Raw genomic sequence first — 15,024 nt, forward strand, 5'->3', positions numbered from 1 at the left:
GACATATAGAGTGAAATAAAAAGGCATCCTAATGGATGCCTTTTTGCTATCGGTCAATCACCAAACTTAATCCGCTTGATGGATACTTTCTTGAATGGTTAAGCGCACTTCAGGGTAAAGCATTGAATACAGCATGTTGGCAAATTGCTGGGTTTTTTCCAAATCACAATTACCATCGTTATCCAAATATTCTTGCTGTTTTAGCGTGCTGAATAATGCTGAGAATACGCCTTTATCGAAGAACTCAGGGGCGTTGATGCCATGTAGTCGGCCTAAACGCTGAGCAATATCTTGGCTTTTCTTTTCCAATTCACTCTTATCTAGCTCTGGGTTTTCCGCTAACAAGTTCAGGGCAATCGAATAGCGTTGCAGCGTTTCAGAAATGGTGCGGCCGAGGAGCATCAGTGCTTGGCTGTTCGATTGGTTCATCGAAATCACTTCGCCTTCTGTCACAATCATTTCTTGAGCAGTGAGCTCTGCAATGATCTTTTCAACCACATTATTTAACTCATCTTCTTGGTAGCTTAGGAAAAGCTCCGTTTTCAGGAATGGGTAAATGGTCGCGACGTACTTCTGGATTTGCTCTAGTGTCAGCTCACGATTACGTACTAACATCTGTGCCACTAAAGAAGGTAGCGCAAATAAATGGATAATATTGTTACGGTAGTACGTCATCAGAATCGATTGGTGGCGGTCGAGAGAAATAATGTCTCCCATTGTGTCGGATTCAATGATGAACTTATCTAGCGCTTCTGCGTGCTTCACTAATTCTTCAGCGCTGTCTTGAGGTACGGTTGACGTTTCAGAGTAAGGAACATTCTTAAGAATCGACAGGTAGCTCTCAATTAGTGACACCAGTGAATCACGAGACAAAGCGCGTTGGCGAGAAGCCAATAATGCTGTCGCACATAACGTCAGCGCGTTGGTTGCAGCAGCATCATTAATGTGAGTCATCATCTTCGTCGCAAGTTCATTCACCACAGGGTTCATCCATTGCGGTTTAGTGGTACCCATTGGGTCAATATCTTGTGTCCACTCAGGTGCGTGTTCATTGAGGTATTGGTTCAGTGGAATAGGCTCACCAAAGTTCACATAGCCTTGTCCAAAGTTACGAAGCTTACGAATGGTGCGAATCACCAGGCCTGCGTTTTCTTTCTCTTTACGCTGGCCACGTAGTTCTTTAGCGTAAGTGCTCACTTCCATAACGTGCTCATAGCCAATGTACACTGGCACCAATGTTACTGGGCGGTTTAAGCCGCGCAACATGGCTTGAATGGTCATGGCGAGCATGCCGGTTTTGGCTTGCAGTAAACGGCCAGTACGAGAGCGGCCGCCTTCACTGAAGTACTCTACCGAATAACCTTTGGCAAATAGCTCAGCAAGGTACTCTCTAAAAATAGTGGAGTAGAGCTTATTGCCTTTGAAACTGCGGCGAATAAAGAAAGCGCCTCCACGACGGAAGATAGGTCCCGCTGGGAAGAAGTTTAGGTTAATACCTGCTGCGATGTGCGGAGGTACCATACCTTCATGGTAAAGCACATATGACAGGAGTAAGTAGTCCATGTGGCTGCGGTGGCAAGGCACATACACGATTTCATGGCCGTCTTGCGCTAGGCGTCGAACGGTAGACGCGTTGTTAATATGTAGGCCTTGGTACAGTTTATTCCATAGCCAACCTAATATTTTCTCACCACGTTTAATCAGCGAGTAAGAGAAATCTGCCGCGATTTCATCCATGATCGCTTGCGCTTCTTTGTTGGCTTTCTCTATCGAAATGTCTTTCGCTTTTGCTTCATCTTCAATCGCTTTTTTGATCGCTTCCGATTTCAATAGGCGATCAAATAGAGCTTGGCGACTTGGTAGGCTAGGGCCTGATGCTGCTAGCTTTTGACGAGAAAAGTGAATGCGAGCCACGCGCGCTAACTTATGAGCGATTGAGCTATCGGTGCCATGTGAATCAGCCATGTAGCGAAGTGATACCACCGGGCTAAACCGTACTAGGCAGTCACGGCCTGAAACGAACACGGCTTGAGCTTTTTGCAAACCGTTCATTGGCTGTAGATAAGGCTTTTGATTCGATTCTTTACCTGGCTGACGACCCCATAAAACGGTTGCAGGAATTATTTGTACGTCTAATTCTGAATCTTGATTGTGCAATTGCAGCAGATCGGTAAAGACGGCAATCGAAGAGCTAGGAACGTGTTGGTCGTCTTGCACCAAAGTTGGTCGAGAGGAAATGAACACGTAACGTTGAAATTGGCTGCCATTGATTTCCAATGGGCTGAGAGGATCAGGCAGGCCTAGTTCTAATGCGTGTTTCTGCAGTGTGAGTAAATCCACACTTGAGCGAAACGGGAGTGCATAGACAATCGGTTTGTTGATATCAATACTATGATCTTCAATTGGGTTAGAAGGAATCGCTGTTCCTTTTACCAATACAGATAACGGAAGTTTTAGTAATGAACGTGAAAAAGCTTGTCCAGAAGACATAAAGGTTCACAGCCTCAATAGTAATTTCAATGGGCTCAAGCGTATCTCTATTTCCCACGATCACAGGGAAAACCCAGATATAAAATAGAGATAGGCCTAGGCGTAAATTTTAAGCGATGCAAGAATACCAGAAACTGGTCTAACCTTTTAATGGATTTAGTCATATTAGAGTTAAGTTTCTAATGAAGCATTCATCGACTGATTGAGTATAGGGTGAAAAATGACAAAAAAACCAAACACCGGATTCAAACGGCTATATAAGGCAGCGGGCTTTTCATGGCAAGGGCTGACCGCCGCGTTTAAAAACGAAGCGGCATTTCGTCAGGAGTTATGTCTGGCGGCGGTATTGATCCCGTTGGCTTTCTATTTGGATGTGAGCCAAGTGGAGCGCATATTGATGATTGCTGCGATTGTTTTGATCATGGTGGTGGAGCTCATCAATACCGCAATCGAAGCCGTTGTTGACCGAATCGGTAGTGAGCGCCATGAACTGGCAGGAGTGGCGAAAGATACGGGTTCAGCGGCGGTGTTCGTATGTATGTTGCTGGCTGGTTATGTGTGGTTGGAAGTTCTCTTTCTATAGACAAGGCAAAATGAATTAAAAAACAACCAATTGCTTTGCTTTTGTCCTATTACTGGATATACTCACAGTTAACTGTATAAAAAGACAGGTGACACATGAAGCCGTTAACGCCCCGCCAGCAACAGGTCTTTGATCTTATTAAGCGTAAGATTGATGAATCAGGAATGCCACCGACTCGCGCAGAAATCGCTCGTGAATTGGGTTTCCGATCTGCAAATGCTGCAGAAGAACACTTAAAAGCGCTTGCTCGTAAAGAAGCGATTGAAATCATACCGGGTGCATCTCGCGGTATTCGTATCTTACTTGAAGATGCGGCAAACGATGAAGAAGGCTTACCATTAATTGGTCAGGTCGCTGCAGGTGAACCTATCTTAGCTCAAGAGCACGTGGAAGCTCACTATCAAGTGGATCCTGGAATGTTTAAGCCTCAGGCTGACTTTTTACTGCGCGTTAATGGCGAAAGTATGAAAGACATCGGGATTATGGATGGCGACTTGCTCGCGGTACATAAAACGCAAGACGTAAGAGACGGCCAAGTGGTTGTTGCTCGCGTAGACGACGATGTAACGGTGAAAAGGCTAGAGCGCAAAGGTGCGACGGTTCTGCTTCATGCTGAAAATGAAGAGTTTTCACCAATTCAAGTTGACCTGCAATCACAACATCTTGCGATTGAAGGTATTGCTGTTGGTATCATTCGCAATACTGACTGGATGTAATGTCCACACTAAACTAGTGATTGATATTCATTCTCAATAACTTGAAGTTGTAATTGATATTCATTATCATCTTTCCTATGGTGACATAAGGAAGATGATGATGCCCCGCCGAACTCAATCCAATCAACAACCACGAGCCAATTCTCATAAAGCTCAGCAAGAATTCCAGGTTCCTGCCAACTTGGTACAGCCTCTCTGGTTCCGTAGCCGTGAAAGCTTAGTTGATAATGGTTTGGTGTACGATCCCATCGCTGCACAAGCGTGCACCCGCTGTAAACTTGCTCCGGAATGCTTGTCTGGTGATGTCGACCAGCAACAATTACTTCATGCCACTTTGACTCAACTGTGCGACTCGCAAATTCGCTTGTTCCTTTCATTACATCCTGATGCTTGGATCATTAATGTTGGCGCAGGCCTGGATACGCGTTTTTATCGCATTGATAATGGACGCTGTCACTGGGTTGAATTGGATGTCACCGAGAACCTTTTATGGCGTCAGAGACTTTTCCATAAGAATGAACGCTACCAGCTTCAGTGTGGCTCGGTCGAAGACATCGATTGGCTCGATTCTTTGCATATCCCTGAGCAAGCGCCTGTGATGATCGTATGTGAACATGCTCTATTGGATTGCACTGAACAGCAGGTTGCGCACTTTATACAAAACCTCAGTCGTCATTTCGTTCATGCAGAAGCGTGTTTGGTGCTCGCCGGAGATAAGAGTGCGACATATGTTGGCCAAAAGTTGGGTTCAGGTGAATACCAACATGGATTGGCTTCGCCTTCGGAAAGTATTTTGAATTGGTTACCGTGGGCGCAGTGGGTCAAATCTTTCTCTCCGTTAGATCAGCAATGCAGCCGCTGGAAGCTTTGGCAGCGCTGGCTCTGTAAACTGTCTCAGTTCAAAAGACGCTTAACACCTCAGCTCGTCCAAATAAAATGGTAATGAGTGAAGTGGTAGTGGAGTTATTTTCCCTAGGTTAAACTGTCGCCTCGACTAAAGAGGTGTCTGTGAGCCAATCAATTCTTCAAACCTTATCTAATCAAGCAATGCACAAAAAAGTGCTGTTGCTTGCTATCCCTATGGTGTTATCCAACATTACTGTTCCGTTATTGGGCTTAGTTGATGCGGCGGTAATTGGCCATTTAGAACATGCGTGGTATTTAGGTGGCGTAGCACTAGGTAGCACGATGATCAGTGTGACCTTTTGGCTGTTAGGTTTTTTACGCATGTCGACGACAGGCCTTGCTGCTCAATCTTATGGGGCTGAAAACCATAAGCAGCTTGGCTTAGTTTTTGTACAAGGGATTGCGATGGCGTTTGGCTTTGCAGTGGTCTTTTTACTGTTGCACGGTGTGGTCGCTGACAGCATTTTTGCGTTAAGTGACGCTAGTGACCAAGTTAAAAAATACGGAGAACAGTACTTTTCTATTCGAGCATGGAGTGCGCCAGCATCGCTCGCTAACTTCGTCATTTTAGGCTGGCTGCTGGGTACCCAAAACGCGAAAGCGCCAATGTGGATGGTGATCATCACCAATATCATGAATATCGTGTTAGATGTCGTATTCGTGATTGGCTTGGGTTGGCAGGTAGAAGGGGCAGCGCTGGCATCGGTGATCGCTGATTACACAGGAATGAGTTTCGGTTTGGTTTGTGTTTGGCGCATTTGGGTGAAGAAAAACCTACCTTCTCCTTTGTCACTGTTAAAGCAAACCACTCATGGCTTAACTCGTTTCGTTAAGCTCAATCGAGACATATTTCTCCGTTCCCTATGCTTACAGGCTACTTTTACCTTCATGACTTTCCAAGGAGCGAGCTTTGGTGATGAAGTGGTTGCCGCGAATGCGGTATTGATGAGCTTCTTGATGATTATTTCTTATGGAATGGATGGTTTTGCGTATGCAATGGAAGCGATGGTCGGTAAGGCCATTGGTGCTAAAGATAGGCAAGAGTTGAACCAGTCATTGATTGGGACGTTTTTCTGGAGTTTGATTATTTGCCTTTTGCTCACTGCCGTTTTCTATATTTTTGGATCGAATTTGATCCAGATGATCACTTCTATCCCGTCGGTGCAGCAGCAAGCTTCGGTCTACATGCCTTGGCTGGTGGCAATGCCGCTGGTTTCTATGTGGTGCTTTTTATTGGATGGAATTTTTGTTGGAGCAACCAAAGGTAAAGACATGCGTAATAGCATGTTTGTCGCGACCTGTTCATTCTTCGTGATTTTTTATCTGTCGATGAGCTTGGAAAATCATGCGCTATGGCTGGCAATGTTGAGTTTTATGGCGATGAGAGGTATTGGTTTAGGAGTGGTGTTTATTTCTCAGTGGCGAAAAGGCGAATTCCTAGCGTAGCGGGCAGATACCGTGCAAATAAAAACAGCAAGCGTAGTAGCTTGCTGTTTTTGTATCGAGTTCACCTCAACGATGTTTAGAATAAACGGTTAAGTCCATTCAGTGCGGCAACGCGGTAGGCTTCTGCCATGGTTGGGTAGTTGAAGGTGGTATTGACGAAATATTCGATGGTATTGGCTTCACCTTTCTGTTCCATGATCGCTTGGCCGATGTGAATGATTTCAGCGGCACGTTCACCAAACACATGGATACCTAAAATTTCCTTGGTTTCACGATGGAAAAGGATTTTAAGGCTACCGATATCTTTGCCAGCAATTTGTGCTCGAGCTAAGTGTTTGAAAGATGCTCGACCTACCTCATAGGGCACTTTTGCTGCCGTTAATTCTTGTTCTGTTTTACCGACAGAGCTGATTTCTGGAATGGTGTAAATCCCTGTCGGGATATCTTCAATTAAGTAGCCTTCCGCTTTACCGTGAACAATCGCTTGAGCAACGAAACGTCCTTGGTCATAGGCCGCACTTGCTAGACTAGGGTAACCAATTACGTCTCCTACCGCATAAACGTGCTCTACTGAGGTTTGGTAGTTGGTATTTACAGCAACCTGTCCGCGAGAATCGGCGTTAAGCCCCACTGCATCAAGGTTTAGCTTGTCAGTGTTACCTGTACGGCCATTCGCATAAAGAATGCAGTCGGCTTTCATCTTTTTACCCGACTCTAAGTGAATCACCACGCCATCATCGGTGCCTTCAATCTTCTCGAAAGTTTCATCGTTACGGATAACAACGCCACTGTTCCAGAAGTGATAAGAAAGTGCATCTGATGTTTCGTTATCTAAGAAGGACAGTAGGCGGTCTCGCGTATTAATCAGATCTGTTTTAACGCCTAAGCCACGGAAGATCGATGCATACTCACAACCGATTACCCCAGCACCGTAGATGATGATGTGCTGCGGGTCGTGTTTTAGCGATAAGATGGAGTCGCTGTCATAGATACGTTCATGCAAGAAATCGACGTTATCTGGCTGGTAAGGACGTGAACCAGTTGCAATAACAAACTTGTCGGCGGTGTAGATTTCTTCAGTGCCGTCACTTTGCATCACTGAAACTGTGTGGGTGTCTGTGAATTGAGCGGTACCGAAAATAAGCGTACATGAGTTACGGTCATAAAAGCCTTGGCGCAGTCGAGTCTGTTTATCGATCACTGATTTTGCGTGGCCAAGAATATTTGAGAACGTGGAGTGTAGGCTAGTGTTGTTGTTACAGAAGAGAGGGTTATTATTGAATTCGATGATGCGGCTAACTGCGTGGCGAAGTGCTTTTGATGGAATGGTACCCCAGTGAGTACAACCGCCACCTACGCTGGCTTCTTTTTCAATAATGGCGACATTCAATCCGGCTTTGGTTAATCCCATCGCTGCCCCTTCACCTCCGGGGCCACTACCAATTACGATCACATCAAAGTGATTAGAATGTGGCATAGTCATCTTCCTTGTTATATTTGTTTAACATTGCTTTAGCGAGATTTTAACTGATTCTAAAGGTCGGTACATCATAAGCACACTATAGAGTGGATGGGATCACGCAGAATTGCGCAAAATAAGTATTTGGTATGCTATATGTCTCCAATTTACAGACAGGTGATTGAAATTGCAGCCCTGAACGTATTTACTGCGTGGCGTGAACAAAGAGGGCGTTGGAATGTCTTATATAAGCGAGAGATTCGCGTTATATTTAAAACAGACTTAAACGCACCTTTTTAGGCTGTACCAAAAGAAGAAATGAACAAGTATGAAACCGATGGGAATTCGCGCACAGCAGAAAGAAAAAACACGTCGAAGTTTGATTGATGCGGCATTTAGCCAACTCAGTGCAGACCGCAGTTTTTCGAATTTAAGCTTAAGAGAAGTTGCCCGCGAAGCCGGTATTGCACCGACTTCTTTCTATCGACACTTCAAAGATATGGATGAGCTCGGTTTGACCATGGTTGACGAGGGCGGTTTGTTGCTGCGTCAACTAATGAGACAAGCTCGGCAGCGCATTGTCAAAGAAGGCAGTGTGATTCGTACCTCCGTTGAAACCTTCATGGAGTTCATTGAAAGCAGCCCAAACGTATTTAGACTGTTATTAAGAGAGCGCTCCGGTACGTCATTTGAATTTCGTACCGCGGTTGTTCGAGAAATACAGCACTTTTCTGCCGAACTGGCTGAATACTTAATCACGACAGGGATGACACGCGAAGAAGCGTTTACCCAAGCGGAAGCATCAGTCACGTTGGTATTTAACTCAGGGGCAGAAGCATTAGATTTAGATCGTCGTGAGCGAGATGAACTTGCAGAGCGGCTGATCATGCAATTGCGAATGATGGCCAAAGGGGCTTATTGGTATCGCAAAGAACGTGAACGTAACCGATTAAAAGGCGGGATTGAATAATGTCGAATGAAAATAATACATTGAACCGTGGCTCAGAAAGAAAAACGTTAGTACTGGCACTGATTGCAGGTGTATGTGGTGATGCACTGTTGTCATGGGTAACAATGAGTGAAGTCTCTTTTTCTATCTTCCCATTGATTGCACTGGTTCTTTCAGTGCAGGCGCTTTACCAAGAATACTTAAACAACCCAGTATCTGAAGATATTCCACTGGTTGGTTTAGCGTGTTTCTTCGTGGGGGCATTTGGCCACTCAGCGTTTGTGAAAGCACAGCATCCAGATGCTGGCTCAAACTTCTTTGCGATTATCGTCGCAATGTTACTGCTCGCGTGGGTAGGTAAGAAGTTAGGCTTTATTGGCAAGACAGCTTAAGCCCAATGTACAAATAAAAAAACGAGCCAATTGGCTCGTTTTTTTGTATCTATCACAAAGAGTACTTACGCTTTTCTTTCTAAGAAAACACCCGCTTCCATATGGTGCGTGTAAGGGAACTGATCGAACAATGCAAAGCGTGTTACTTTGTGGGTTTCGCTCAGAATATCTAAGTTCTCTTTTAAGGTTTCTGGGTTACAAGAGATATACATAATACGCTCGTAGCCTTGGACCATTTTACAAGTGTCTTCATCCATGCCTGAACGAGGCGGATCGACAAAAATAGTATTGCAGTTGTAGCTCTTCAGATCGATATTCGCTTGCTTCAATCGGCGGAACTCACGCTTGCCTTCCATTGCTTCTGTAAAATCCTCCGCAGACATACGAATGATCTGTACGTTTTCAATGTTGTTGGCTGCAATGTTGTATTGCGCTGATTCAACTGATGGTTTCGCTAGCTCAGTCGCAAGAACGCGCTCGAAGTTTTGAGCCAGTGCTAATGAGAAGTTACCGTTACCACAGTAAAGCTCTAATAGATCACCTTGGCTATCCTGAGTGCAGTCAACGGCCCACTCCAACATTTTTTCAGCTACCTTACCGTTTGGCTGCGTAAAGCTATTCTCAACCTGTTGGTAGATGTAGCTATCACCATTTACGTTGAGCTTTTCAATAACGTAATCTTGGTCGAGAACGATCTTCATCTTACGAGCACGGCCAATGATGTTCAGATTGAAGCCTTCATCGTTGAGCTGCTGTTTAAGCGCTTTAGCGTTTTCAATCCATTCTTCGTCTAGTTGACGATGGTAAAGAAGAGACACCAAGATCTCGCCGCTTAATGTTGATAAGAAATCGACTTGGAACAACTTGTGGCGTAGCGATGGGTTGTTCTTCATCGACTCAGTCAATAAAGGCATTAAGTCATTAATCAAACGGCTTGCAGCAGGGAATTGATCAACGCGATACTTTTCTTTGGTTTCTTGATTGAACATCACGTAGTACATGTCGTCACCTTCATGCCATACACGAAATTCAGCGCGCATGCGGTAGTTCTGCTCAGGAGATTCGTATACTTCCAGTTCAGGCACATTGTATTGTGCAAACATCTCCGTTAGACGGGCCGTCTTTTCGGAAAGTTGCTCTTGGTAGCGTTGTGGGTTTACATCTAGAGTCGCCATGGTTATGCCTTTTGCTGTCATGCGTTCAAATCAAGAGCGCAGATTTTATTCAATCCTAAGCGCTTGTCCAGTGCTGTCGTGTAATCCGATTAAATCACGCACTAAAAACTATAGCTTATACCAATCTTTAACTAGACAAAGTATCAATAGCTTAATACTATCCTCGCCAAGCTGGTGCCATTTTAGATGTATAGATGGCTGAATAGGGAATCTGGTGTGAATCCAGAACTGACGCGCAGCGGTAAAAGAGAACGAGTATTCAGAAGACACTGTTCATAGTATTGGATGGGAAGTCGAATATAAGGTAGCCATAAGGTTGTGCTCTTGAGTCCGAATACCTGCCAGCAGCTGAGCCATACAGTATGGCTTGGTAAGGAATTTACGCGATTTAGGATCACAACATGAACAAATCCCTTTTAGCGATCGCTGTTGCATCGCTGCTTACCCCTGTCTCTTATTTACACGCCCAAGAAGCATCCGCTGATGAAACTATGGTGGTTATTGCTCGCAGTGATAACGTTAATACGATATCTGATATCCCTTCAAATATTGTCGTGATCGACCGTGATGAAATTGAGAATAGCGGCGCTAATTCACTTGAGTCACTATTGCGAGGACGCGCAGGTATTCAAGTATCGGACTCAAATAGTGGTGCTGCTTTTTCCTTACGTGGATTTAGTGGTGAACAGGCGTCAAGCAACACGCTAATACTTCTAGATGGGCGTCGCTTAAATTCCCAAGATTTAGTTGCCCCAAATCTGAATTTTATTCAGCTACAAGATATTGAAAGCATTGAGGTATTATCAGGAAGTGCAGGTGTATTATATGGTGATCAAGCGGTAGGTGGTGTTATTAATATCGTGACGCGATCTCCTTCAGATACTGCAACCTCAGTTAGTGCGACATACGGTAGTTTCAATACTAAAGCTCTCAGTGTAAGCACTTCTGGACTTGCAACTGATGAAGTGAGTTATCGCTTTTCAGCGACTCAAAATAACTCAGATAACTTCCGAGATCATAATGAGAGTAAAAATGGCTCTATTTTGGGGTTGCTTGAATATAAAGACACGACTAAAAAACTGTTTTTGGAAGTGGGTTACTATGATACAGAAAGGCAATACGCAGGCAGTCTGACTGAAGAGCAGTTTAAGCAAGATCCTTCGCAAGCCAATACATCCTATCCTGATGACTTCAACCATGAAATTACGAGAACAGTAAGGTTGGGGTATGACCAAGAGTTAAATCAAATTTGGACATTCAAAAATGAGCTGATGTTTGATGATATGAGCGGTCATGGGTTGGCATATGGTACGGATAAGAAAACAGAAAGTGGACAGCTCTTTTATGCTGGGCAATTTGAAGGTGCTTTTGAAACTGAAAGTGGTTTTAGTAACTTTATTGTTGGTTTAGATTTGTTGAAAAGTCATTACGACTATGCGAGCCCTTGGACTGATAGAGATAATGAACAGAAGTCAGTGAATGTTTATACTCGTTACAGCCATCCGATAACAAGCGACTTAACTGTTAATGTTGGTGGTCGATATGCAAAAGTGGATGATCATGTTACAGATATGACCCAATACCCTGATGGCCAAGATCTGAAAGACGATGCAACAGCATATGAGTTATCTGCTAACTATCGAATCACTAATAATTCTCGAGTCTATATCCGTACTGAAAGTAACTTCAGATTCGCGAAAGTATCTGAACAGTCTTATACCTTTCCTGGCGTTGTTGGTTTAAAACCTCAAACAGGTGTGTCAAATGAGTTCGGCTGGCATTGGAATGATGACATATTCTCTGTTCGTGCCGACTTTTTTAATCTGAAGTTAGAAGACGAAATTGTATATGTCACCGATCCTAGTTCAGGGATGGGGCGTAATGCGAATGCGGATGCGTCGACACGTAATGGTATGACTCTATCGGGTGATTATTACGTGTTCGATGATCTATTGATTAGTGCTGAATATAGCTACGTCGATGCTGAGTTTACTGAAGGAGTGAATGATGGAAAAGACGTTGCATGGGTTGCTAATCATACTGGTAAAGTAGCTCTAGATTATTCGATAACAGACAACATCGGTTTATATTCAGATGCAGTTTATACCGGAGAGAAGTATCAAGATGGCGATAATGCTAATAGTTTAGATAAACTAGATGCTTATTGGTTAGTAAACTTGGCTGTTAACTATAATTATGATGATTTAACGTTAACGTTGCGTACTGAAAATCTATTTAATGAAAAGTATGCAAGCTATGTTTTCTATAATGGCTGGTACTCGGGCAATGAGCGGGCTTATTACCTAACGGCTAACTACGAATTCTAGACACTAAACCGCCTTCGGGCGGTTTTTTATTATCAGGTTTATCGATGAAAAAGAACGTTATTATAAGCTGGTCTTCAGGCAAAGACTCTACGTTAACCTTAGAACGTTTACTTGAAAGTAAGGATTATGAAGTGGTGGGGCTTTATACCACTTACGTAGGTGATGAAGTGCCATTTCAGGTAACCCCCTTAAAGGTTGTCAAAATGCAAGCGGAGTTGATTGGCTTACCGCTAATCACTATAGAGCTCCCAGAAGTTTTTCCATCAAACGATGTTTATCAATCGACCATCGTAAAAGCATTGCAAACTTCAGGACTCAATATCGATGCTGTAGCGTTCGGTGATATGTTTTGTAACGGGATAGCGGATTACCGAAGAAGCTACATAGAACCAGCAGGGTGGGAGTGTGTTTTTCCACTGTTAGGGGAAAACAGCCAGCAATTGGCTCACGAAATTTTGAGCCGAGGTATCGAGACGATTTTGGTAACTGTGGATAGGCAGCAGTTACCTTCAAGTTTTTGCGGTGAGCTTTACTCTTATGACATGCTTGATCGCTTGCCAGAAGGTGTAGATCCATGTGGAGAGGATGGGGAGTTTCATACCCTAGTCACTTCGGCCCCCTCTTTTAGAGGAAAGCTTTCAATTGAGCGTACTGCCATTGAAACTGGCGAACGATTTACCCATCAACGATATAGTGCTGTAATTGCGTAAATTGGACAAGCGTTGGCGAATGGTAAATGAGGGAGTATGATTGCTTTGTTTTAGATAATGGGTATTCATAGTGTTAGATAGTCAAAAAAAACATGTCTTAGTATTTGATTCAGGGGTTGGCGGCTTATCCGTCTTTCAGGAAATCAAGAAACGACTCCCACATTTTGACTATACCTACGTGTTCGATAATGAGGCTTACCCTTACGGGGAGTTGAAACAAGATACGTTGATAACGCGCGTCTCTATGATTGTTGCTGATTTCATTGAGGCCCATCGAATCGATTTGGTCGTAATCGCTTGTAATACAGCCAGTACAATTGTCTTACCTGTTCTTCGTCAGCAGCATTCCATTCCTATCGTTGGTGTTGTCCCAGCAATAAAGCCCGCGTCTATTCTTGCGAATAAGGCGGTGGGTTTGATCGCAACACCTGCGACAGTGACACGTGAATATACTCATGAGCTCATTAAAAACTTTTCCAGTGACAAAAACGTCGAACTGTTAGGTTCAACCCGGCTGGTGGATATGGCCGAAGATAAACTACGTGGTGAAGCGATCTGTTTATCTGAGCTTGAAGAAATATTGTCGCCATTGATTGGTAATGTCGATGTGGCTGTTTTGGGGTGTACGCACTTTCCGTTGATCAAAGCAGAAATCCAGCAAGTATTAGGATGTGAGGTGTCTTTGGTGGATTCAGGCTTAGCGATTGCTAATCGCGTTGAATATTTACTGCCAATAGAAGGAAAGAATAGAAAGGAAGGGAAGTGTCAGATTTTTTGTAGTGCGCTTCCTAATAAAGAAAGCGCACTAAATCATAGCTTGAAGCAATTAGGTTTTACGCCTGTCCAGATTCATCCGATTCAGGGTGTTTAGGATCATTAGCAACACGGACTTTTAAAGTACGCTGCATGTAGTCTTTATCATTCAGTGCTGATATAGCAGTTTGAACATCATCGCTCGCCATAACAACAAAACCAAATCCTCTTCTTTTCCCTGTGCGTTTATCTTTCATTAAACGTACAGCAAACACTTCACCATGTTCAGAGAACAACTCACGTACGTGTGACTCATTTGCTTTATAAGGTAAGTTGCCAACATAAAGCGTTTTAGTTGAAGCTTTAGGTTCAGAATCTGTCTTTGTATTAGTGCTTGAAAGGTTTGCGATAAAAGCGGAAGCCAAGACACCGATAATAAAGGTAATAGCAGGTGATATTTCCACCTGTGAGAATACTATGCCGCCCAATACAGCTACTGCGACGATTAGTAACATCGATTTTTTAGAGTTCATATTTGAATACTACATATTAATAAACGAAATAGACGCATCTACCATTAACAAAATAGACACATGAATCTTACGTTTATGGTTTGCAATTTTCCAACATATTGCTGTGATATGTTTCAAATGTTTAGTTTTTATTCGAAAAATGCCGATTTGATGGCATTTTAAGCGAACAAAAACTTATTTCAAAAAAGCTCTTGCGCTTAGGTCTGATCTCTCTATAATGCCGCCTCACCGACACGGAGTGAGACGAAAGTCACACAGTCAAATCGGTAGAGAGAAAAGAAGTTGAAAACAACGCTTGACTCTCAAAACGGTGCGAGTATAGTACGCACCCCTAGCGAGTGAGAAGTAAATCACAAAACGCTAGAAGCTCTTTAACAATTTAAACCTATCAATCTGTGTGGGCACTCGTTGATGAATATCAAAAATTGATTCTTAGGAATCACTTTGGTTTCAATGAGCTGAGTGACCAATCAAGACTTCGGTCTTGGCACAGTCAATTCATTATCGTTCTGTTGGAACGATAATAAGCTTTAGAATTACATTAGTAGTTTTGAAGTCAGTATTCATTGAGCCGACAAAATCTTA

Annotated in this window: 13 protein-coding genes and 1 riboswitch; of the genes, 9 read left to right on the plus strand and 4 right to left on the minus strand. The window is 43.5% G+C overall.

Annotated features, from left to right (window positions below):
• Positions 1-66: 66 nt before the first annotated feature.
• Positions 67-2,490, minus strand: coding sequence for a glycerol-3-phosphate 1-O-acyltransferase PlsB (gene plsB / locus ELZ11_RS23170; protein WP_137359751.1), 2,424 nt, complete (start codon positions 2,488-2,490; stop codon positions 67-69).
• Between the two features lie 220 nt (positions 2,491-2,710).
• Here plsB and ELZ11_RS23175 point away from each other — a divergent pair, with 220 nt between their 5' ends.
• The 4 genes from ELZ11_RS23175 (at position 2,711) to dinF (ending at position 6,141) form a co-directional block, all read left to right on the plus strand.
• Positions 2,711-3,073: a diacylglycerol kinase gene (locus ELZ11_RS23175; RefSeq protein WP_137359752.1), complete on the plus strand. Its 363-nt coding sequence runs from the start codon at positions 2,711-2,713 to the stop codon at positions 3,071-3,073.
• 95 nt (positions 3,074-3,168) lie between these two features.
• The gene (gene lexA, locus ELZ11_RS23180; protein ID WP_137359753.1) at positions 3,169-3,789 is read left to right on the plus strand and encodes a transcriptional repressor LexA; all 621 of its coding nucleotides are present in this window, start codon (positions 3,169-3,171) and stop codon (positions 3,787-3,789) included.
• A 94-nt stretch (positions 3,790-3,883) separates the two neighbouring features.
• Positions 3,884-4,732 carry a class I SAM-dependent methyltransferase gene (locus tag ELZ11_RS23185; RefSeq protein WP_137359754.1) on the plus strand — a complete coding sequence of 283 codons (849 nt, stop codon included), beginning with the start codon at positions 3,884-3,886 and terminating at the stop codon, positions 4,730-4,732.
• Positions 4,733-4,836: 104 nt separating this feature from the next.
• Positions 4,837-6,141: an MATE family efflux transporter DinF gene (gene dinF, locus ELZ11_RS23190; RefSeq protein ID WP_137359763.1), complete on the plus strand. Its 1,305-nt coding sequence runs from the start codon at positions 4,837-4,839 to the stop codon at positions 6,139-6,141.
• Between the two features lie 76 nt (positions 6,142-6,217).
• Here dinF and sthA read toward each other — a convergent pair whose 3' ends face one another.
• Positions 6,218-7,618, minus strand: a complete 1,401-nt coding sequence (gene sthA / locus ELZ11_RS23195) for a Si-specific NAD(P)(+) transhydrogenase (protein ID WP_137359755.1) — start codon at positions 7,616-7,618, stop codon at positions 6,218-6,220.
• A gap of 310 nt (positions 7,619-7,928) precedes the next feature.
• Here sthA and fabR point away from each other — a divergent pair, with 310 nt between their 5' ends.
• Both fabR and ELZ11_RS23205 read left to right on the plus strand, forming a co-directional pair.
• A complete protein-coding gene (gene fabR, locus ELZ11_RS23200; protein WP_137359756.1) occupies positions 7,929-8,570 on the plus strand; it encodes an HTH-type transcriptional repressor FabR in 642 nt (213 codons plus the stop codon).
• Entirely contained in the window at positions 8,570-8,941 is a 372-nt protein-coding gene (locus ELZ11_RS23205) for a YijD family membrane protein (RefSeq protein WP_137359757.1), read from the plus strand. Before fabR ends, ELZ11_RS23205 begins: the two co-directional genes overlap by 1 nt.
• Positions 8,942-9,006: 65 nt before the next feature.
• On the opposite strand, the gene trmA is transcribed toward ELZ11_RS23205, so the two are convergent.
• Positions 9,007-10,116 (minus strand): tRNA (uridine(54)-C5)-methyltransferase TrmA, encoded by a 1,110-nt coding sequence (gene trmA, locus ELZ11_RS23210; protein WP_137359758.1) that lies wholly within the window; start codon positions 10,114-10,116, stop codon positions 9,007-9,009.
• 154 nt (positions 10,117-10,270) lie between these two features.
• Positions 10,271-10,476, plus strand: a riboswitch (cobalamin riboswitch).
• A gap of 41 nt (positions 10,477-10,517) precedes the next feature.
• On the opposite strand from trmA, the gene ELZ11_RS23215 reads away from it, so the two are divergent.
• From ELZ11_RS23215 to murI, 3 genes are all read left to right on the plus strand, one after another.
• Positions 10,518-12,443 carry a TonB-dependent receptor gene (locus ELZ11_RS23215; protein WP_137359759.1) on the plus strand — a complete coding sequence of 642 codons (1,926 nt, stop codon included), beginning with the start codon at positions 10,518-10,520 and terminating at the stop codon, positions 12,441-12,443.
• A 44-nt stretch (positions 12,444-12,487) separates the two neighbouring features.
• Positions 12,488-13,153 (plus strand): adenine nucleotide alpha hydrolase, encoded by a 666-nt coding sequence (locus ELZ11_RS23220; RefSeq protein WP_137359760.1) that lies wholly within the window; start codon positions 12,488-12,490, stop codon positions 13,151-13,153.
• A 70-nt stretch (positions 13,154-13,223) separates the two neighbouring features.
• Entirely contained in the window at positions 13,224-14,024 is an 801-nt protein-coding gene (murI, locus tag ELZ11_RS23225) for a glutamate racemase (RefSeq protein ID WP_137359761.1), read from the plus strand.
• Here murI and ELZ11_RS23230 read toward each other — a convergent pair.
• A complete protein-coding gene (locus ELZ11_RS23230; RefSeq protein WP_137359762.1) occupies positions 13,987-14,439 on the minus strand; it encodes an RNA recognition motif domain-containing protein in 453 nt (150 codons plus the stop codon). The two genes, murI and ELZ11_RS23230, sit on opposite strands and share 38 nt — an antisense overlap.
• Positions 14,440-15,024: the final 585 nt, after the last annotated feature.

The organism is Vibrio profundi (assembly GCF_005281835.1).
GTDB lineage: Bacteria > Pseudomonadota > Gammaproteobacteria > Enterobacterales > Vibrionaceae > Vibrio > Vibrio profundi.

Coding starts and splice junctions, on each gene's coding strand:
- plsB (WP_137359751.1), bottom strand. CDS start 2,490: ATGTCTTCTGGACAAGCTTTTTCACGTTCATTACTAAAACTTCCGTTA.
- ELZ11_RS23175 (WP_137359752.1), top strand. CDS start 2,711: ATGACAAAAAAACCAAACACCGGATTCAAACGGCTATATAAGGCAGCG.
- lexA (WP_137359753.1), top strand. CDS start 3,169: ATGAAGCCGTTAACGCCCCGCCAGCAACAGGTCTTTGATCTTATTAAG.
- ELZ11_RS23185 (WP_137359754.1), top strand. CDS start 3,884: ATGATGATGCCCCGCCGAACTCAATCCAATCAACAACCACGAGCCAAT.
- dinF (WP_137359763.1), top strand. CDS start 4,837: ATGCACAAAAAAGTGCTGTTGCTTGCTATCCCTATGGTGTTATCCAAC.
- sthA (WP_137359755.1), bottom strand. CDS start 7,618: ATGCCACATTCTAATCACTTTGATGTGATCGTAATTGGTAGTGGCCCC.
- fabR (WP_137359756.1), top strand. CDS start 7,929: ATGAAACCGATGGGAATTCGCGCACAGCAGAAAGAAAAAACACGTCGA.
- ELZ11_RS23205 (WP_137359757.1), top strand. CDS start 8,570: ATGTCGAATGAAAATAATACATTGAACCGTGGCTCAGAAAGAAAAACG.
- trmA (WP_137359758.1), bottom strand. CDS start 10,116: ATGGCGACTCTAGATGTAAACCCACAACGCTACCAAGAGCAACTTTCC.
- ELZ11_RS23215 (WP_137359759.1), top strand. CDS start 10,518: ATGAACAAATCCCTTTTAGCGATCGCTGTTGCATCGCTGCTTACCCCT.
- ELZ11_RS23220 (WP_137359760.1), top strand. CDS start 12,488: ATGAAAAAGAACGTTATTATAAGCTGGTCTTCAGGCAAAGACTCTACG.
- ELZ11_RS23230 (WP_137359762.1), bottom strand. CDS start 14,439: ATGAACTCTAAAAAATCGATGTTACTAATCGTCGCAGTAGCTGTATTG.